Origin of the sequence: Anoxybacillus tengchongensis, from assembly GCF_014201585.1 — a bacterium.
GTDB classification, from domain to species: Bacteria; Bacillota; Bacilli; order Bacillales; family Anoxybacillaceae; genus Anoxybacillus; species Anoxybacillus tengchongensis.
This window is the reverse complement of record NZ_JACHES010000009.1, coordinates 80471-100335: the sequence shown is the minus strand read 5'-3', so window position 1 is coordinate 100335 and position 19865 is coordinate 80471. Positions and strand designations below refer to the sequence as shown.

Annotated in this window: 18 protein-coding genes; 4 read left to right on the top strand and 14 right to left on the bottom strand. The window is 44.4% G+C overall.

What is annotated here, in order from left to right; translation table 11 throughout:
- Nucleotides 1-5: 5 nt before the first annotated feature.
- The 6 genes from HNQ82_RS10720 to HNQ82_RS10695 form a co-directional block, all read right to left on the bottom strand.
- Complete coding sequence (locus tag HNQ82_RS10720) at nt 6-1742, bottom strand: methyl-accepting chemotaxis protein (RefSeq protein ID WP_183249499.1); 1737 nt, start codon at nt 1740-1742, stop codon at nt 6-8.
- Nucleotides 1743-1795: 53 nt separating this feature from the next.
- Nucleotides 1796-3964, bottom strand: coding sequence for a PAS domain-containing sensor histidine kinase (locus HNQ82_RS10715; protein ID WP_183249562.1), 2169 nt, complete (start codon nt 3962-3964; stop codon nt 1796-1798).
- Between the two features lie 366 nt (nt 3965-4330).
- Nucleotides 4331-5008: a LutC/YkgG family protein gene (locus tag HNQ82_RS10710; RefSeq protein ID WP_183249497.1), complete on the bottom strand. Its 678-nt coding sequence runs from the start codon at nt 5006-5008 to the stop codon at nt 4331-4333.
- Complete coding sequence (locus HNQ82_RS10705) at nt 5008-6426, bottom strand: LutB/LldF family L-lactate oxidation iron-sulfur protein (protein WP_183249495.1); 1419 nt, start codon at nt 6424-6426, stop codon at nt 5008-5010. Before HNQ82_RS10705 ends, HNQ82_RS10710 begins: the two co-directional genes overlap by 1 nt.
- Before the next feature lie 12 nt (nt 6427-6438).
- Complete coding sequence (locus HNQ82_RS10700; protein ID WP_183249493.1) at nt 6439-7155, bottom strand: (Fe-S)-binding protein; 717 nt, start codon at nt 7153-7155, stop codon at nt 6439-6441.
- 106 nt (nt 7156-7261) lie between these two features.
- Nucleotides 7262-8008, bottom strand: coding sequence for a FadR/GntR family transcriptional regulator (locus HNQ82_RS10695; RefSeq protein ID WP_055440329.1), 747 nt, complete (start codon nt 8006-8008; stop codon nt 7262-7264).
- Between the two features lie 167 nt (nt 8009-8175).
- Here HNQ82_RS10695 and HNQ82_RS10690 point away from each other — a divergent pair, with 167 nt between their 5' ends.
- The 3 genes from HNQ82_RS10690 to HNQ82_RS10680 all read left to right on the top strand — a co-directional run bounded on the left by HNQ82_RS10690 (nt 8176) and on the right by HNQ82_RS10680 (nt 12509).
- Nucleotides 8176-9951 (top strand): L-lactate permease, encoded by a 1776-nt coding sequence (locus HNQ82_RS10690; RefSeq protein ID WP_055440330.1) that lies wholly within the window; start codon nt 8176-8178, stop codon nt 9949-9951.
- 93 nt (nt 9952-10044) lie between these two features.
- The gene (locus tag HNQ82_RS10685; RefSeq protein ID WP_183249491.1) at nt 10045-11775 is read left to right on the top strand and encodes a DUF4080 domain-containing protein; all 1731 of its coding nucleotides are present in this window, start codon (nt 10045-10047) and stop codon (nt 11773-11775) included.
- A 191-nt stretch (nt 11776-11966) separates the two neighbouring features.
- Nucleotides 11967-12509 carry a LabA-like NYN domain-containing protein gene (locus HNQ82_RS10680; RefSeq protein ID WP_009362505.1) on the top strand — a complete coding sequence of 181 codons (543 nt, stop codon included), beginning with the start codon at nt 11967-11969 and terminating at the stop codon, nt 12507-12509.
- A 105-nt stretch (nt 12510-12614) separates the two neighbouring features.
- On the opposite strand, the gene HNQ82_RS10675 is transcribed toward HNQ82_RS10680, so the two are convergent.
- Genes HNQ82_RS10675 through HNQ82_RS10665 form a run of 3 tightly spaced genes read right to left on the bottom strand, consistent with a single transcriptional unit; the run spans nt 12615 to nt 13053 of the window.
- Nucleotides 12615-12758 (bottom strand): hypothetical protein, encoded by a 144-nt coding sequence (locus HNQ82_RS10675; RefSeq protein WP_183249489.1) that lies wholly within the window; start codon nt 12756-12758, stop codon nt 12615-12617.
- Complete coding sequence (locus tag HNQ82_RS10670; RefSeq protein WP_032100646.1) at nt 12755-12910, bottom strand: hypothetical protein; 156 nt, start codon at nt 12908-12910, stop codon at nt 12755-12757. Before HNQ82_RS10670 ends, HNQ82_RS10675 begins: the two co-directional genes overlap by 4 nt.
- Nucleotides 12907-13053, bottom strand: coding sequence for a hypothetical protein (locus HNQ82_RS10665; protein WP_167338085.1), 147 nt, complete (start codon nt 13051-13053; stop codon nt 12907-12909). The genes HNQ82_RS10670 and HNQ82_RS10665 overlap by 4 nt, the downstream gene beginning before the upstream one ends.
- Nucleotides 13054-13136: 83 nt before the next feature.
- Between HNQ82_RS10665 and HNQ82_RS10660 the strand changes: the two genes are divergently transcribed.
- Entirely contained in the window at nt 13137-13472 is a 336-nt protein-coding gene (locus tag HNQ82_RS10660) for a DUF3905 domain-containing protein (RefSeq protein WP_183249487.1), read from the top strand.
- Between the two features lie 175 nt (nt 13473-13647).
- Here HNQ82_RS10660 and HNQ82_RS10655 read toward each other — a convergent pair whose 3' ends face one another.
- The 5 genes from HNQ82_RS10655 to HNQ82_RS10635 form a co-directional block, all read right to left on the bottom strand.
- Nucleotides 13648-14463, bottom strand: a complete 816-nt coding sequence (locus HNQ82_RS10655; protein WP_032100648.1) for a carbohydrate ABC transporter permease — start codon at nt 14461-14463, stop codon at nt 13648-13650.
- Between the two features lie 12 nt (nt 14464-14475).
- Nucleotides 14476-15366, bottom strand: a complete 891-nt coding sequence (locus HNQ82_RS10650; protein ID WP_183249485.1) for a carbohydrate ABC transporter permease — start codon at nt 15364-15366, stop codon at nt 14476-14478.
- 103 nt (nt 15367-15469) lie between these two features.
- Entirely contained in the window at nt 15470-16738 is a 1269-nt protein-coding gene (locus tag HNQ82_RS10645; RefSeq protein ID WP_183249482.1) for an ABC transporter substrate-binding protein, read from the bottom strand.
- A 52-nt stretch (nt 16739-16790) separates the two neighbouring features.
- On the bottom strand, nt 16791-17480 hold the full coding sequence (gene pgmB / locus HNQ82_RS10640) for a beta-phosphoglucomutase (protein ID WP_183249480.1): 690 nt from the start codon (nt 17478-17480) through the stop codon (nt 16791-16793).
- Complete coding sequence (locus HNQ82_RS10635) at nt 17477-19819, bottom strand: glycoside hydrolase family 65 protein (protein WP_183249478.1); 2343 nt, start codon at nt 19817-19819, stop codon at nt 17477-17479. Before HNQ82_RS10635 ends, pgmB begins: the two co-directional genes overlap by 4 nt.
- Nucleotides 19820-19865 lie beyond the last annotated feature (46 nt).

Genomic DNA, 19865 nt, shown 5'->3' with positions numbered 1-19865 from the left:
CCACCTTATGCGAGGTGGGTTTCAAACGTCCGTTCTTTTTCTACTTTTTCGATGAGTTCATCAAGCAGACGAATGACTTCTACAGATGCTTGTTCTAATTCGATTAATTGCGCTTCGGCACCCTTTATATCGCCTTTGCCGTACGCTTCGGCTGCTTTTTTCGCTGCGATATGCACGCGTTCATGTGGAGCGTCTAACTTGTCATATGCTGGCGTGCCTTGCAGTTGTTTTTTCGTTTGTTCATCAAAATACCATTTGCCTAATCGGCATTGGTGGTGGGAAGCGACATCTTCAGGTCGCACCGTTTCATAGCCGACGATCATATTGTAAATACGCCATTTCCATAATAAATGGTCTGTTTTTGCTAAATGCAATAGCGCTTTCGCAGATAGTTTCACGCTGTTTTCATTCACCATATTTAAACGGAAACGGTCAATCGCTTTACTTAACGCATGCACTGTGCTTCCTGTTTTTTCACCAAGTTCGCGCACGTATTCCGTCAGTGAAGCAATGGATGACATACGCGTCGCGATTTCATCGACAGCAGCAGCTTGCTCTTCAGCCACAGCAGCGTTCGTATTTGTACTGTCTTGAATTTCTCCCATAGCCGATACAATTTCTTGTAAAAGCGGCATCGCTTCTTGCGCTTGATGAACGGCTTGACGAATCGTTGTTGACGTTGAATAAATGGCTGATGATACTTCAGAGGAAATGGTGCGCAATTCTCCGATGTTTCGTTGCACTTCCCCGAGCGATTGTACGGTATGATCAGCGAGTTTGCGAATTTCTTCTGCGACGACCGAAAACCCTTTTCCGTATTCCCCAGCACGTGCAGCTTCAATCGATGCATTTAGCGCTAACAAATTCGTTTGATCTGCAATGCCGTTAACGAGCTGCATGACTTTTTCAATCGCGCTTAAATGTTGTTGTAAATGTTCAAAACGGTCAACCATATTTGTGAATTGTTCCGACGTTTCAATAATTTCTCCGAACGCTTCTGTCATCATTTGTTGTCCTTTTTCTGCTCGTTCAACGGATGTGGTCGTTTTTTCAGCGATCACTGTCGCCGCATGAGCTACTTCCGACACCGCCGTCGTCATTTCTTCTGTTGCAGCGGTGACCATTTGAACGTCGCTATTTTGTTGATCAAGCGCTTGCAGCAAATCTTTAATAAACATAATTTCTGCGTTTTGTTCCATCAGCGTCGCCGTTCCGCTTGCAATTTGTTCCATCATCGTTTCTGTGTACACTTCGACAAGCAGTTGCTGTTCGATGTTAATTGCTCGTTGCAACGTTTCCATAAGCGTTAAACAACGTTTCGGCGCAAGCGCTACCTTCGCTAACAACGTCGTTAAAACGAAGAAATTGAATTGGTTAAACGCAACGATGAGTTTCCCGACGTTCACTTTTTCTTTACGCAACAAATGGAAAAAGCGAAGCGACTCATCGACGTACGCGCGGTTTCGCTCCATCGTAAAAAAGGCGTTTAAATATGCTTCGATGCGGGCTTCCGTAATCGTTCTCGCCGCTTCTGGCTGCACTTGTTTTAGCCCTTCATGAAAGAGACGAACCATTTCTTGTTTATGTGGAGCGATAAGTTCATCAATTTGTTTTAACTTTGCGAAATCTTCGGTTGTAAAATGGTTGTACGATAACGTGTCAACAAATCGTCCGTGAAACGAATAGTCTGTCCCTTGTTCAAGCAATTCGTTTAACGACGGACGAAGGCGCTTAAATAACATGCTATTCACCTCTTTAGCTGTCTTGACATATAAGTCTATTGTACTACATTGCTTTACAGCATGTCATTATTTATTGGTAAGGTAATATAAAACGTTGTACCCACACCAACTTCGCTTTCCACATCAATGCGCCCACGATGTTCTTCAATAATTTTATAGCTGACCATTAAGCCAAGCCCCGTTCCGCGCTCTTTCGTCGTATAAAACGGCTCGCCTAATTTTTTAATTTTATCTTTCGGAATGCCGCTTCCTTCATCGCGAATGGCGATGCGTATATCATCTCCGACATGCTCAACGGAGACGGTAATCGTTCCGCCGTTTGGCATCACTTCAATCGCGTTTTTTAATATGTTAATAAACACTTGTTTTAATTGTTTCGGCTCGCAATATATACGCGGCACTTGCTCGTACGTTGCTTCAATTTGAATGTTATGCATCGTCGCTTGCACGCTTAGTAAATCGACGGTTTCTTGCATAATTTTTGCCACGTCGCCCCGTTCATAATGAACAGCTTGCGGCTTTGCCAATACGAGAAATTCGGTAATAATGGACTCAATGCGCTTTAATTCCGACATAATGACGTGAAAGTACATATTATATTGCTCGCAACCGTTGCCTATGCTTCCTTGTAAAAGTTGGATAAATCCTTTTAACGCCGTCATCGGATTGCGAATTTCATGGGCGATGCCTGCCGCCAGTTGACCGACGACGCTTAACGTATCAGACTTACGTAATTGCTCTTCCATTTCTTTTTTCTCCGTGATATCGCGTACCATCATCAGCCCGACATGTTCAATAATGTTCGGTTTAAACGACAGTTCAACAATTTTTTTCTTTCCTTCGCCGTCTGTAATCGTAAACTCTTCTTCTTCCTCCCCATTGTTTACCCATTTTTGAAATTTGTTTAATTCGTTGCTTCCGATAAAAGCATGCATACATTTTGTAACGAGCTGTTCTTTTGAAAGAGCGAAAATGCGGCACGCCACCGGATTAGCATCAAAAATGCGCTGTTTGTCGTCAATTAGCACAATGCCATCCATCGCATGATTAAAGACGTTGCGAAACTTTTGTTCTTGTTCGCGCAACTGTTTTTCCATTTTCCGACGTTCGCTCACATTGCGAAAAATCGTTAAATGATAGCCGTTAATGACCCCTTTTTTCGACGTAAATTCAAGCTGTTTTTTTTCGCCGTTCGGCATATGAAATGTTAATTCGTCACGAATTTCTCCATCGCGGAAAAATTGCCGTAATACGTGGCGTACTTTATCTTGTTTTAAATCAATAAACTGCATTAAATTCGCATGAACGAGATCGTGAAGCGGCAATTCAAACGTTCGGCTTGCGGCAGGATTGGCGCGCAAAATATTTCCGAAATCGTCACAAATTAAAATCGCTTCATGGGCTTGTTCAAAAATGGCGCGAAACCGCTCTTCACTCCGTTGCAAGTTCATTTCCATATTTCGTTTTTCGGTCACGTTGCGCATAATGGCCATAAAAAAGCCGCTATGTACGTTCGTTGTTAACGTTAGTTCAAACAACTTTTGCATGCCGTCTCCTAAAATAAACGGCAGTTCGCTCGATACGGTCCCGTTTCGTTTTAACGTCACTAACAGTTGGTCGAATAAATCGTGATATTCCATTGGAATAAATGTTTGGATTGATAATTTGAATAGTTCTTCTTTTGTAATGTTGACGCTTGCGCAAAAGGAAGGATTCGCATCAATAAAGCGCCCTTGTCCATCGAAAATGACAATGCTATCGCCAGCACGATTAAACAAATCTTTAAATAACGTTTCATTAATCGTTCGTTCACGCTCAAGCGCTTTTTTTGAGGTAATATCGCGGATCATATATAAATCAAACGGTTGCTCTTTATGACGACGCATAAATAGTTGCACATGCTTCATTTCGCCATCTGCCAAGCGAATGACCATTTCATCATCGTATGTGCCAAATTTATGCAACATTTGTTTTTGAAAATGAAAAATATGTTCTGGGACGAGATATACGTATTCATGAAAATTTTTTTGCAACAGCTGTTCACGCGACGTGCGAAATAAACGGCACGCCGCCTCGTTCACATCCACGAACGTCCCGTCATCTTTTACTAATACAATTGCATCCGTCACTTGTTGTAAAATGAAATCGTACTGACTTATTCGCTCATCGATCGCTTCCTTTTCTTGTTTCGAAAGCTGAACAAATCGCGAATCTTCCATCATACCTTTCAAACTCAAACGCGTTCCCTCCCCACAAACTCCCTCTCTATATATATGGTTATGATGTATATTCGCCCGATGTTTTTTTATTCCTTCTTAAAATTCAGAAAATTTTACTAATCTTATCGGGATTAAGAAAAGCGCAAAGCGCCCGCCTATCGGCGAAGAGCGCATAAACCCCACCGAGGAGAGCTCAAACCAAGCGGTCGCTTGTTTCTGCGTGGGTAATATCACTGAAGTATCTCAATGTGTCGCCGCCGAAAGAAGGGGTGAAGCGACTCGAGCCGATGGCGCTTGGAGCTAGACACCATTCTAAATATGGAATTCCATACTTTCTTATCTTTTAAAAAAGAGCAGCTCATTTGCTGCTCAACGATCGGTAATAACGATATATGTTGCTTTCACTGGTCCGTGCACACCGACAACTAAATTCATTTCAATGTCGGCGGAATTGCTCGGTCCAGTAATAAAGTTAATGCACGACGGCACGCGCTCGCCACGCGCCATCTTTTCGCGAATGAGGCGCGCCGCTTGCGTCATACGTGGGACGATTGTACTTTTCGGAATAAGCGCCACGTACGTTGTTGGCAAAAAGCTAATCGTTCTCCCTTGATTTTGATTGTTTAATAACACAACTGTCCCTGATTCCGCTAACGTGATATCACTCCATGTGATGCCGATGTTTGCTCGCTCTGCTGCTTCAATGTTGTCTCGTCCACGTGTAGCGTCCCATACGTACACATCTTCTCGCTTTAAAAAAGAAGATAGTCCAAACTGTTCGTAGCGCTCATCGTTAGCGATGATAATCGGGCCTCCGCCATGCGCATGAATGACGTGTTCGACCGTGTCATAAAGCTCGGCGCTGTTTGTTTCAACGAGCGTCGTATGAATGCGAGTACACTGATTTTTCAACACATCAAGCAGTTCGTCTTCGCTATATCCTTGAAACACGGTTTGTTGCGGTGCATGTTTCCACTGTGGACGCTCAACGGACGTGCGCACGTCGCGTCCGAGACGGGAGGCAATTCGCTGTAAAAAAGCTTCCATCATTCGTTCCCCCTTTGTTTTAGCCAGTCGCGGAACCGTTCTTTTTCTGGCGCTGGAAATTCACGAATGTCCGTCCACGCTTTTAACGGTCCTGGACCTTTGGAAATGCGGTCGTTTACTGTAAACGGATGGACGGCAGTCGGTGCGACTTTCGAACCGAGTTTATACAACAGCGACGACGCCGCACCTAATCCGAACGCTTTCATCGCCAATTTTTCCGAAATCGGCGCTTTTCCTTCCCGTTCGACAATCGTTTGGCGATGTTTTAGCAACAGTTCATGAAGCGGAATTTTTACCGGACATGCTTCCGTACAAGCGGCGCATAACGTTGATGCGTACGGCAATTCTTTATAATCGTCATATCCGCCAAGAAGCGGCGACAACACCGCCCCGATCGGACCTGAATAAATAGAACCGTACGAATGACCGCCAATATGGCGATATACCGGACAAACGTTGACGCAAGCGGCGCAACGAATACATTGCAACACCGGCTGAAATTCCGTTCCTAATATGTCGGAACGTCCGTTGTCGACAATAACGAGATGAAATTCTTCTGGTCCATCCACTTCTCCTTTATCGCGCGGACCGGTAAGCACAGTGATGTAGCTCGTCAATTTTTGTCCGACCGCGCTTCTTGTTAGTAAACTAACGAGCACTTCCATTTCTTCAAACGTCGGTACGATGCGCTCCATTCCCATGACCGTAATTTGCGTTTTCGGCAATGCGGTGACTAAATCGGCGTTTCCTTCGTTTGTGACAAGCGTGATGGAACCCGATTCGGCAATGGCGAAATTGCAGCCGGTAATGCCGACGTCTGCCGTCATATATTCGTGGCGAAGCATATGGCGCGCATGAAGCGCAAGCTCCTCTGGCTTTTCCGTTTTTGTATACGCCAGCTTCTCTTGAAATACGTCGCGAATTTGTTCTTTATTTTTATGAAGCGCAGGCGCGACGATGTGCGATGGTGGATCGTGGTCATCGACTTGCAAAATGTATTCGCCAAGGTCCGTTTCAATGACTTCACAGCCGAGCTTCTCGAGCGCGGCGTTCATATGAATTTCTTCCGTCACCATCGATTTTGATTTCACAATTTTTTTCGCTTGTTTGCTTGCAACGACGCGACAAATGTAGTCGTTCGCTTCTTCCGCTGTTTGCGCAAAAAAGACGTGCCCCCCGCGCTTTTTTACGTTTTCGCTCAGTTGCATTAAATAATAGTCTAAGTTTTCAAGTGTATGTTGGCGAATTTCTTCCCCAAGCGCGCGCCACTCTTCCCAATTGCCGAGTTCTTCGGCTGCCTCGAGTCGCCGCGTGCGCAGCCGCTCTTGCGCCCCTGCCACCGCTCCGCGCATAAACGTATTATGAATCCCTTTTTCCACTCGCTCGTGAAATTCTCCCATGTTAATTTTCATTGCCATATAATTCCCCCCCTATCTACTATTAAGTACTTCGGCAATGTGCATGACACGAATCGGTTTTCCTTTTCGCTCGATGCGCCCGCCGATGTTCATTAAACAGCCGCAATCAGCACCGATTAAATAATCGGCTTCGACTTGTTCGATACATTGAATTTTTTCATCGACCATCTGTTCTGAAATTGGTCCCATTTTTACGGAAAACGTCCCACCAAATCCACAGCAATTGTGCGCGTTCGGCAACGGAACGACTTCAAGCCCTTTGACGTGTTGCAATAACGTAAGTGGTGCGTCTTTGACGCCAAGTAAGCGCGTCATATGGCATGATGTATGATACGTCGCTTTTCCTTCTAAGCGCGCCCCAACGTCTTCTATCTTTAACACATCAACGATAAATTGCGTCAGTTCATACGTTTTATTAGCGACGTGTTGTGCTCGTTCTTCCCATTCACTGTCGCCTTTAAAAATGTGCGGATATTCTTTAAACATCGTTGCACATGAACCGGATGGCGTAACGATATATTCGGCATGCTCAAACGTACGAATCATATGTTTCATCGCTTCTTTCGCTTCTTTTACATAACCGCTATTGTAAGCTGGCTGTCCACAGCACGTTTGCGCCTCTGGAAAATGAATAGTACAGCCGAGCCGTTCTAACAACTCTACTGTCGCTTTGCCAACATTGACGTGAAACAAATCCACTAAACATGTAACAAATAATGTGACGTTCATTCCCGATCCCCTCTCTAAGAAAACGTTTTCTTTTTTTCACTTTACATCTCATTGCCAAATTAGTCAACCGGTCATCTGATGATTAAACACGGAGGAAGAACCTCCATTATGAAGATATGTAGCTAGCAAGCACTTTTTCAACATGTCCTAAATGTTCTTTCATTCGTTCTTGGGCTAGTTCAATGTGTTGGTCGCGAATCGCTTCAAAAATGGCGATATGATCTTCAAGGAGTTGTTCGGTCGTCGCTTGTTTGGCAAACAGCCAAATGCGGCGCGTTTCTCGCATCGTTTCCATCATCATACCGGATACGTTGTTCATTAAGCTGACTAACAACGGATTTTTCGTTGCCGCCGCAATCGCCATATGGAATAAAAAGTCGGCTTTTTCTCCAAGCTCTTCATCGCCAATCGCTTCACGCATTTGTGTCAGAGCGCTTTGCATCGCACGCAAATCTTCTTCCGTTCGCTTTCTAGCTGCCACCCCTGCAGCACCGACTTCAAGCAGTTTGCGCACTTCAAGTAAATGAGCGACATCTTCTTTATTCATAAGCACCGCTGCGGAAATCGGGAACGACAACATCGCTGGGTCAAACTCGCGCACGTACGTCCCTTCCCCTTGCTTCATTTCGATCAGCCCCATCGCTCGAAGCGCTGTCAACGCTTCACGAATAGCTGCGCGCCCAACTTGGAAATTTTCCGCCAGCTGTTGTACGGAATCGAGTTTATCTCCCGGCTTTAACTGTCCCGTTTGAATCATATGTAAAATTGCTTCCGCTACTTCTTCATATATCTTTTTCGGTTTAATTTGTTTATACACTTTGTCCACCCCATCATCTCTTGTTTGCTCCCCCATACAAATAGAATATCATATCATATTTTTCTACAAAATAACTGTGAAAAATTTTTAAATATTCATATTGAAAAATGGTTGCGCTTACATTATGATATACTCATCAGATGATTGTATGACCTTATGATGAGGGGATAAGGAATGACATCATCACAATGAAACAAAGGGGGATGAATATGTTATCATTTATCGCACTATTGCCAATTTTAACAGTTTTCTTATTTCTTGTTGTATTGAAGTGGCCAGCGAGTCGTGCCATGCCCGTCGCACTCGTTGTCACTGCGGCAATCGCCCTATTCGTTTGGGGGACGAAAATGAATGTCGTCGCCGCCGCCAGCGTAAACGGTATAAAGACAGCCATTGAAATTATGTTTATCGTATTCGGAGCCGTATTGCTTTTAAATACGGTCAAAGAAAGCGGTGCGATCGAAACGATTCGCCAAGGATTTATTCACATTTCGCCAGACCGCCGCATTCAAGCGATCATTATCGCCTGGTTGTTCGGTTCGTTTATTGAAGGTGCGGCAGGATTCGGTACGCCAGCGGCAATCGCTGCCCCGCTTCTTGTGGCAATCGGCTTTCCTGCGATGGCTGCTGTATTAGTTGCACTAATTATTCAAAGCACGCCTGTGTCGTTCGGAGCAATCGGAACACCTATTCTCGTCGGGGTCAATACAGGGCTTGCGAATCAAGAATCGGTCATGAAAGCAATTGGAAATATGGAATTTACCGATTACTTATTACAAATTGCCGCCAACGTCGGCATCATTCACGCCTTAGTCGGAACGTTTATTCCGCTTATTATGGTCGGTATGCTCACGCGCTTTTTCGGCAAAAATCGTTCGTTCCGTGAAGGATTGCGCGTATGGAAGTTTGCGATGCTTGCCGGCTTTGCGTTTACCGTTCCGTATGCAATCATCGCCAACGTGCTTGGACCGGAGTTTCCTTCATTGCTCGGTTCACTCATTGGTCTTATGATCGTCGTCCCAGCCGCAAAAGCCGGACTATTTATGCCGAAAGATACGTTTGATTTTGAACATCGTCACGCATGGGAACAAGAGTGGATCGGTCGGTTAAACAACGAACAAACGAACATCGGGCAAGGAAAAAAGCGCATTTCGCTTTTGAACGCTTGGTTTCCGTACGTGTTAGTTGCGATTTTGCTTGTCATTACGCGCACCGTCGCTGAAGTAAAAGCGTTTTTAACAGGAGAAAGCGTTACGATTTTCATCGACAACGTATTCAACTCTGGCATTGCAATTAAATCAACGCCACTTTATTTGCCGGGTACGATTTTCGTCATCGTTTCGCTCGTCACGTACGTGTTACATCGCATGGATGCGAAAAGCTACAAAAAAGCGTTTAGCGATTCGTTTAAAACGGCATTAAGTGCAGGTTCGGCACTCATTTTCGCCGTACCGATGATCAACATTTTCATTAATACGAAAACAGATGAGCTTGCGAGCATGCCGCTCGTTTTAGCCGAAGGTGTATCACATATCGCTGGTTCTTCATGGCCGGTCGTTGCGCCGCTCATCGGTGCGCTCGGAGCGTTTATCGCGGGAAGCAACACATTCAGCAATATGATGTTCTCGCTTTTCCAATTCGGTACAGCGGAAAGCATCGGCTTATCGGCTTCAGGTGCTGCTGTTGTCGTCGCCCTACAAGCGGTTGGCGGTGCAGCTGGAAATATGATTTGCGTTCATAACGTCGTCGCTGCTTCCGCCACAGTCGGGCTCATCGGTCAAGAAGGAAGCTTAATTCGCAAAGCGCTCATTCCGATGACGTATTACATTTTAGCTGCAGGCATGCTCGGCATGGGCTTGATCGTCGGTGGCTTCAACATATGGTTTATCCTTTATGCCGTTGTCGTTGTCGCATTCATTTTGTTTATGGCATCAAACCGAGGGAAAACGAAACGAGCAGAAAACCAAATATCTGCGTAATACACAAAGGTGCCTTGCCGGGCACCTTTTTTCCTTCCCTTCCTATATGGTATAATAATTCGTCGCAACCTATATATGAAAGGGTCGTTTGCCGTGCATATTATTTGTACAACGTTAAATGCGAAATACATTCATACGAATTTAGCGATTCGCTATTTAAAAGCGTACGCCCAACCGGAATTTAATGTCGAACTCGTCGAATATACGATTAAAGACCCGGTGTTAAATATCGTCACCGATTTATACCGTCGCAAGCCTGACGTCATCGGGTTTAGCTGTTACATTTGGAACATCGAACAGACGATTGAAGTCGTGCAATTGCTGAAAAAAGTGCATCCGACTGTCACGATCGTCGTCGGTGGGCCGGAAGTGTCGTACGACGTCGCTTATTGGCTTGAGCGTGTGCCGGAATTTGATTACATCGTTATCGGCGAAGGCGAAGAAACGTTTAAACAGCTTCTCACGGCGCTTAAGCGCGGTGAAGATGTCGCCAATATTGCTGGAATCGCATGTCATCAAAACGGAAAAGCGGTCATCAACCCGCAACGAAATAAAATGAACTTAGCGAACATGCCGTCGCCGTTTCGCTTTCCAGAAGATATACCGCATTTATCGAAACGCATCACGTACGTCGAAACGAGTCGCGGCTGTCCGTTTAGCTGTCAATTTTGTTTATCGTCCATTGAAGTCGGCGTCCGTTACTTTGATCGGGAAAAGATAAAGGAAGATTTACGTTATTTAATGAAACACGGGGCAAAAGTCATTAAATTTGTCGATCGCACATTTAATATTAGCCGCAGCTATGCGATGGATATGTTTCAATTTTTAATTGACGAGCACGTCCCCGGCGTCGTCTTTCAATTTGAAATTACTGCCGACATTATGCGCCCAGAAGTCATTCAGTTTTTAAACGAACAGGCACCAGCGGGACTATTTCGCTTTGAAATCGGCGTCCAGTCGACAAACGATGAAGTGAACAAGCTCGTCATGCGCAAACAAAATTTTGAAAAGCTCACTCGCACCGTCACGATGGTGAAACAAGGCGGAAAAATCGCGCAACATCTCGATTTAATTGCCGGACTTCCGGAAGAAGATTACACATCGTTTCGTAAAACGTTTAACGACGTATTTGCGCTTCGCCCCGAGGAATTGCAGCTCGGCTTTTTAAAAATGTTGCGCGGCACAGGCTTGCGCCATAAGGCGAACGAGTACGGTTACGTCTTTATGGACCGCGCACCGTATGAAATTTTACGAAATAACGTCTTGTCGTTTGATGACATCATTCGCTTAAAACAAGTCGAAGATGTGCTTGAAAAATATTGGAACGATCATCGCATGGATGAGACGATCGAATATATCGTCACCCATCTGTTTGACACACCGTTTGACTTTTTCCAATCGTTCGGCACATATTGGGATGAACAAGGTTGGGCGCGCATCGGCCATCAGCTTGAAGATTTATTCCGCCGCCTCTATTCGTTTTTACAAACGATCAACACAGACGACTTACCGATCGTTGAGGCGCTCATGAAATACGACTATTTGCGCAATCAAAAACAAAAACCACGCAAACCGTGGTGGGACGAAAAAACGGACAAACATGTACGCGCGCATGTATACGAACAATTGTCAAAACAACCGCATCTTCTTTCATTAACGGAAAAAGAGCTATTTAAACATACCGTCGTCGAAATGATCCCGTTCGACTTGCCGCATTATTTACAAACGAAACACATCCGCCGATGCGACATGGCAATGATCGTGTACTTCAACCAAACGACGATGAAAGCGGAGACGTATTTTTTGGAAGTGGACACGAATTGACAAAGCGTTTATTGAAGTTTTATAATTTCAACTATAAGGAAGATTTAAGTTGCGAGAAGGACATCATCCGGAGATGTTCCTTGCTAGAGAAGATAGCTGTCGAATGTTCGAAATTCGATAGCTTAGAGATGATGTAAAAAGCGCTAGCATGAGGAGCTAGCGCTTTTAGTCGTATTAGGGGGGAGAAGGATGTGAAAAGAATCATGGTTTTTATTGATGGAAATAATTTCGAAAGCGCTGTTACGAATCTTTTCAGCGGAAATTATCAGCGGATTGACTATGGAAAATTAGCTCATTATATAGCTGACATAAGAAACGGTCATCTACAAAGGTTATATTACTATACGGCTATGAGTAGTCACGATAAATCGAAGGCAGCCGCAACAAAAAAGTTTATTGATACATTAAACAAGCATGTCCCTTACTGCATTGCAAAAGCTGGCTATCTTAAATATGTCGGTCAAGATGGGAGCGGAAAAGACATTTATATTGAAAAAGGCACAGATGTAAATATAGCCGTTGATTTAGTGTCTTTAGCTTATCATCACGCCTACGACGAAGCCATTTTGTTAAGCGCAGATACGGATTATGAACCTGCTATTCGGGTCGTACAACAACTAGGGAAAAATGTCGTAGCCTGTCTCGTTGATCAACAAAAAGCTGGATATTTAAAAGATTTATGTGATGACCACTTTTTTCTAAAGAAAGAAGACTTTGAACATGTACAACGATAATCGGGCTGCTTTCGTGTATACGTAAGCAGCCCTTTCTCTATAGCTACATAGTCCGAACCTATGTAGCCTCCACTTTATACTATGCAATTATTTCATAAATATACTTTACTCATTTTTCTTTTCCTTTTTCGCCTCTTCGATTAGCTCCATCACTTTATGCGCATTGACATCGCCTTGTTCTTGCCCGAATTCTTCCTTTAGTATGTCGCTTGGAATCGGGATGGTTTTGCCTGCTTGTTTGTTTTTCATTTCCCTTGCCGTCCTTTTTTCGAATTGCGATTGGCGCCGCGGCTCATATCTTCTCCACCAGCATATTGCGCTTCAAATTCGTCTTTCGGCATGCTTTCTGTCGGTGTTTGGTTGTTCGTTTTTGCCGCATCACGTGTTACTTTTCGCTTCATGATCGTTCACCTCGTTCGTCTGTTTGTTCTTTTTTGTATGCGATGAGTATGATGTTTTCGCCTGTTTGTTGGCGAAGTTGTCGTTCAAATTGTTGCACTTGGGCGATGTCGCGTTCATGCAACTGCGCAATTGGAAAACGCATGTGAATCCCCCCTCATGAGTAATGTCATGCAAAGCGACATATTTTATACGCCATTTAGCCACATTAATAACGAGGTGAAGACAATGGAAAAAGAAATGGAATCGCCAATTTTCGATGAAACGCAACCGCATCAAATCCATGCCCCTTCGTTTAAAGGAACAGGCATTCGCATGCAGCCGCCATTTGTCAATCAACACGGGGTCATTATCGGCGACAGCCAATACAATTCGCCAAACTCCCCGCTCAACGAGTGGAGCGACGAAACCGATCCGAGCGTGATGGCCGGTGATGAATGGGTGCACCCGACAAACGACATCGGCTGGAATACGGCAGAAAACCGCGAACTGCTTGAAAAAAAACGAAGCGGCAATGCTCCATTTATGCATCCTGATAAAGATGTCGGATACGGAACGGATTGACACATTCGCCCCACTCCTATCATACATTGAAGAAGCAATGCATAATGGGGTGTCATATATGGATCGAGAATGGATACAACTCATGAGGGTCATCGGTGTCGGAATTATTGTGACAGGATATATCCTTTTGTTTATAAGCGAATATCGTGAGCTAGAAGAAATAAAAAGAGGGGGATCATTTTCCCCCTGTAAATGAAATGCCTTTAATAAAGTAACGGTTGAAAAATGCATAAATCACTAACACAGGAAGCGTAAATACCATCGACGCTGCCATAATGTAGTTCCAATAGCTAATGTATTGCCCTTTAAAGCTATTTAACCCGAGTGGAAGCGTAAACAAATTCGGGTCCGACAAAATGATAAGCGGACGCATAAAGTCGTTCCACGAACCCATAAAAACGAAAATGGCTTGCGCCGCGAGCGCTGGACGAGCGAGTGGCAACACGATGCGGAAAAACGTGCCGATGCGGCTTAATCCGTCTAACGCTGCCGCTTCTTCTAACTCTTTCGGGAAGTTAATGAAAAACTGACGCATCATAAAAATAAATGTCGCGTTAATCATGGCTGGGACAATCATTCCTTGATAAGAGTTCAACCAACCGAGCTGTTTTAAAATTAAATAGTTCGGAATCATCGTCACTTGGGCTGGAATCATTAACACCGCCAAAATGATCATAAAAATCGTTTGTTTTCCTCGGAAATGAAGACGAGCAAGCGCATAACCAGCCATCGAGTTAAACATTAAATTCAAAATCGTCACCGCTACCGCAATGATGACGCTGTTCATAAACCAACGCGGAAATAGCTCTTGTTCGACAAAAATTTGTTTATAATTATCAAGCGTAAAGTCTTTCGGAATAAAACTGATCGAACCACTAACAATTTCTTCAAGCGTTTTAAACGATGACGAAAGTGCCCATAAAAACGGAATCATCGTCACGATCGCATACAATACGAGAATCGTATATAATAAGGCTTTGCCCAATCGCATGTTCTTCCCTCCTTAATAAAGCGATTCTTCTTTTGAAAATTTCCGCTGCAGCCACGTCGCAAGTAAAATGACGATCGCTAACGCAAACGCCAGCGCTGCCGCATAGCCCATCGTTCCGAGCGATTTAAACGCATATTGATAAATAAGTAGAACGACCGTTAACGTTGCATTGTTTGGACCACCTGAACCGCCAGAGAAAATGTATGACTGGTCAAACAATTGGAACGTACCGATTAAGCCCATAATGACGACAAACGATGTGACAGGTTTTAAGTATGGCACCGTAACATACCAAAACTTATGCCAAGCGTTCGCCCCGTCTAGCTCTGCCGCTTCGTATAACGAATCCGGAATGTCTTGCAGTGCCGCTAAATAAATGACCATAAAAAACGGTGCCGTTGACCAAATGTTCATGATCATAATGGCGTTTAACGCAACAGACGGATCTCCAAGCCAGTTGTACGTCGGCAAGCCGAGAAACTCGAGCACGTGGTTGACAAGCCCGTTTTGGTTGTACATCCACATAAAAATAAGCGTCAATACAGCCGATGACGTTAATGTCGGCAAAAAGTAGACGATGCGGAAAAACTTCTCCCCTTTCAAGCCCGCATTCAGCGTTGCGGCTAAAACGAGCGCTAACATCGTTTGTGTCGGCACGACGATCACCACATATTTGACCGTATTCCAAAGCGCAATTTTTGCTCGTGTATCGTCGAGTATACGTGTAAAGTTATCAAACCCGACAAACTGAAAACTTGCTGTTCCTAACAACTGCACTTTATGAAACGATAAATAAATCGCAAATAAAATCGGACCGATGACAAATAAAAGAAGGACAAATAACGTTGGTGACAATAACGTATATGCTGTTCCTGCTTCTTTCCATCGCTTACGACTAAACATATGTTCATCTCCTTTACGTCGTGCTATTCGCCTCTTTCAAGTGAAGATTGTGTAACACTTCACTTGAAAGAAGGGAACAGCGAGGGGAACATCCCCTCGGCCGTTACTTCGCTTCAATTTCTTTGTTCGCAATGTCTTGCGCTTTTTTAAGCGCTTCATCAAGCGGTTGCTCACCTAAAAAGGCGCTGACAAATTGGTTGTTAAAGTTGTTCATAATAATTGGCAAGTTCGTGCCGTTTTGCCATACAGTCGCATACGGTGCCCCTGCAACAAGCGCGGCGCGCAATTCATCTTTGTCGTATCCTAATTCTGACGCAACCGATTTCCGTGTTGGCAACGCAAACCCTTTACTTGTCCAAATTTTCATTCCTTCTTTTCCTGTTAAGAATGAAATGAGTTTCCATGCTGCTTCTTTCTTTTGTGAATCTTTGTTCATGACGTACGCTACTGTATAAGCCATCGTTCCTTTTTTGCCGTCAATCGTTGGCACTTCTGCGGTGCCGAACTCCGTATTTGGGAACGTTTCTTGGAGGAATGGAATCGCCCAGTTTCCTTCAATAACCATCGCTGCTTTTTGTTGACCGAACATTTCACCGCCCCAGCCGGCACCAACTTCGCTCGGCTGCGCTGCTGATTTATCTTTTAAGCGCATATCGACAATCGGTTGCAGCGCTTCAACAACTTTCGGATCGGCAAAGCTTGCTTTATTGTCTGTCACGACTTTGCCGCCTTTTGATTCCGCAATGTAGTATAAGCGCGCTAATTCTGGCGCGACACCAAACCCGTACACTTCTGTTCCTTTTGTTAATGTTTTCGCCGCTTCACGTAATTCATCCCACGTTTTTGGTACGTCAAGCCCTGCTTCTGCAAACATTTTTTTGTTATAGAAAAGCGCTAACGTCGAATAGTCTTTCGGGAAGCCGTATATTTTGCCGTCTGGACCTTTGAACGCATCAAGAAGCGGCTTTTCAAAATCATCGATGTCAAAATCGTCTGTCACATAGTCATCTAACGGTTCTAACACGCCTGTTTCAATCATCGCTGGCGCTTCAAACGCATCTAAATAAAATACGTCTGGACCTTCGCCGCCAATTAAGCGCGTTTTAATGACGTCCATATATTGATCGGAAATGACTTCATGTTTTACTTTAATGTTCGGATATTTTTTCTCAAATTCATCTAACGTTTGTTTCAACAATTTTTGCTCCATCGGGTTGCCGCCCCAACCGGCAAGCGTCACTTCTACTTGTTCTTCTTTCGTTTCACCTTTGTTTTCGTTTTTCGCTGTTTTCTCTTCACCACCACATCCGGCTAAAACGCTTCCAAAAAGCATTGTCGACATACCGACGGCAAACCATGTTTTCTTGTTCATCATATAAGACCCCTTTCTTATTGAATGTTATATGGAAGGGAGACGAGCTCCCTTATTCCCGATAAAATGCACGTACAATCGCATCGTACGTTAAATCGGCGGTCGTTTCGACGATATAGTCCGCCTCTTTTAACGCTTCTTTGTCGCCAACGCCAATCGCGAACATGTTTGCTGCTTTGATGGCTGCCACGCCCGCTTGCGCATCTTCTACGCCAATGCACGTAGACGGATGCACGCCTAACTGCTCGGCGGCAGTCAGAAAAATTTCTGGGTGCGGCTTGCTGTTTTTTACTTTTGCGGCATCGACGATCGTATCGAAATACGCGCCAATTTGTAGCCGCTCGATAACCGTAAAGGCGTTTTTACTTGCGGAGGCTAAACCGATTTTTATGTTTTGGCGTTTCAACTCGCGCAATAAATCGAGAATGCCGGGAAGCAAATCGTCTGGCGTCATGCGCGCAATGAGCTGTTTATAATGCTCATTTTTTTTATGCGCAAGCGCCTCTTTTTCCGCCATCGTATAGCGATCCGCTTGGCTGCCGAGCGCTAAAATGCGCTCAAGCGACTCCATGCGGCTTACTCCTTTTAACTGCTCGTTAAATGCGCGATCGAACGTGATACCTAATTCCTCTGCAAGCTGTTTCCATGCGATAAAATGATACTCTGCCGTATCGGTAATGACACCGTCTAAATCGAAAATGACTGCTTTCAATTGTTTGTTCATCATGTCAAACCCTTTCATGCAAGTGGAATTGTGATTTCATCTTTTACTTCATATGCTGTGCCGAACACGTCAAACGTCACGGCATCGTGAACGTTCGTCACTTTTTTCACAACAAGCTGTTCATGCGTCACCGTCACTTCTAAACGATCGCCGCGCCAATAGATCGGGAACGATAGTTTCGTCCATTGTTTTGGAAGCTTCGGATGAATGCGCAGTTTCCCGTCAAGCATGCGCACGCCACCAAATCCGCACACGACCGATTGCCAGACGCCACCGATGGACGCGGTGTGCATGCCGTGATCCGACGATTTCATATTCGGACCTAAGTCGATGCGTGCTGCTTGTTCAAACAATGCATACGCTAACTCGCGATCGTCCATATCGCTCGCTAAAATACAATGCGTCGATAAGCTGAGCGAGGAATCATGCAACGTTTTTGGCTCATAGTAGTTCCAGTTCGCTCGTTTCACTTCTTGCGAAAACTTATTTTCTAATAAGTAAAACAACACCATAATGTCCGCTTGTTTCGATACTTGAATGTTGTTCACTTGTTCGAGGTTGTAATCTTCAAAAATCGTGCCGACGCGCGTTTGCTTTTTATATTTCGTTAAGTCGATCATTTGTTTTGTTAAATACGTGTCATCTTGTGGGATGACGAGATCTTCTTCGCGCGGCTGTGGCAAGTAAATAAGATCGACTTTTTCTTTCCATTTTTTATATGATTCATGCACGCCAATTTTTTCGTGTAATGCGTCAAGGAGCGCGGGATTTGTTTCTTTTAATCTTTCATAATAGCGAATCGCTGTTTCGATGTTCCAATGCGCCATATAGTTCGTAAAGGCGTTATTGTTGACGTGCTCTTTATATTCATCTGGGCCGATGACGTCGTTAATATGGTATTGTCGTTTTTCTTCGTTCCACTCTAGGCGGCTCGCCCAAAACGTTGCCGTATCGAACAACATTTCATAGCCATAACGTTCCATAAAGTCGTCATCGCCCGTAATTTTGTAATATTGCCATACCGCAAAGGCGATGTCGCTCGTAATATGTTGCTCAATAAAGCCCGACCAAATTTTCGTCGCTTTTCCTGTTACAATATCGACTGCGCCCCATACAGGTGTCACTTCATCGCCTGTAAACGCTGACTCCCACGGATACATCGCTCCTTCATAGCCGTTCGCTTTCGCTTTTCGGCGCGCTCCTTCAATCGTGTTGTATCGATATTCAAGCAAGCTGCGGGCAATATGTGGGAACGTGTACGTGAAAAACGGCAAAATGAAAATTTCTGTATCCCAAAACGAATGACCTTTATATCCTTCGCCTGTTAATCCTTTCGCCGCAACGCCAAAGCGGGCGTCATGCGCTGGCGTCATAATGATTAAATGATAGTGAGCAAAACGAATCGCCAATTGATCAAATTCGTTTTCACTTTCGATCGTAATGTTCATTTGCTCCCAACGCTTTTTCCATTCCGAAACGTTTTCGAAAAAGAGCGCATCATACCCTTTTTTCGCTTCTTCTTTTAAGTCGTTTAACGCATCTTGCCGCATGACATCAAGGCTGTATGCGTCATGATCGTACTGTTTATCGCGGCTTGTATACACGTTAGCGAGCTTTTCAAATGTGAGCGTCTCTCCTTGTTTCACATCGAACGCGACTTGAATAAACACTTTGCGACGATCGATCGCCATGCGTGGCTCTTTTTCTATTTCTTTTCCGTCAATCATATAACGATGCGTCGCGTTCACAACAAAATCAATTTTCGATTCCGTTGTCGTTTGAATGAGCTGCAAATATGTTTTATCAAAAATGCGCTTTTCGCCTTCGTGGAAATGTTGCGCTCCGCTATTTGTCATTTGTCCGTTAATACCTGATGTGATTTGAATGTTCGCCTCGCAATTCAACGGTTTGATCTCGACTTTCATGCCGATGAGATGCAAGTTTTTTAGCGATACAAACCGGCGAAACATGAATTCAAACTGCTCGCCGCGCGCATTTTCCCAAATGACGTGGCGCACTAATTCCGCATCTTTTATGTTTAAATCGCGACGATAATGTATGATTTTCCCTTTTTCTAGCGAAAACTTTTCGCCGTTTAACCAAATGTCTAGCTCAACGACATCTGGCGCATTCGGCAATTCCGTCACTTCATATTCATCAAACTGGTTAAACGTCCCGGCGACAAACAAGTTGCGCACTTGCCCGACGTACGACTCTTCCGTTGCCGAACGAAGCCCCATATACCCGTTGCCGAGCGCCATAATCGCTTCACACTTTCCGAGTGCATATGGGTTAAATTGCACTTCTGACACGATCCAATTTTTATATTCGCCTGTTCCTAAGTTGTATTGCAGCATCGTAAACTTCCTTTCCTCGTGTGAATGTAGTTTTTCCAAAACGTTT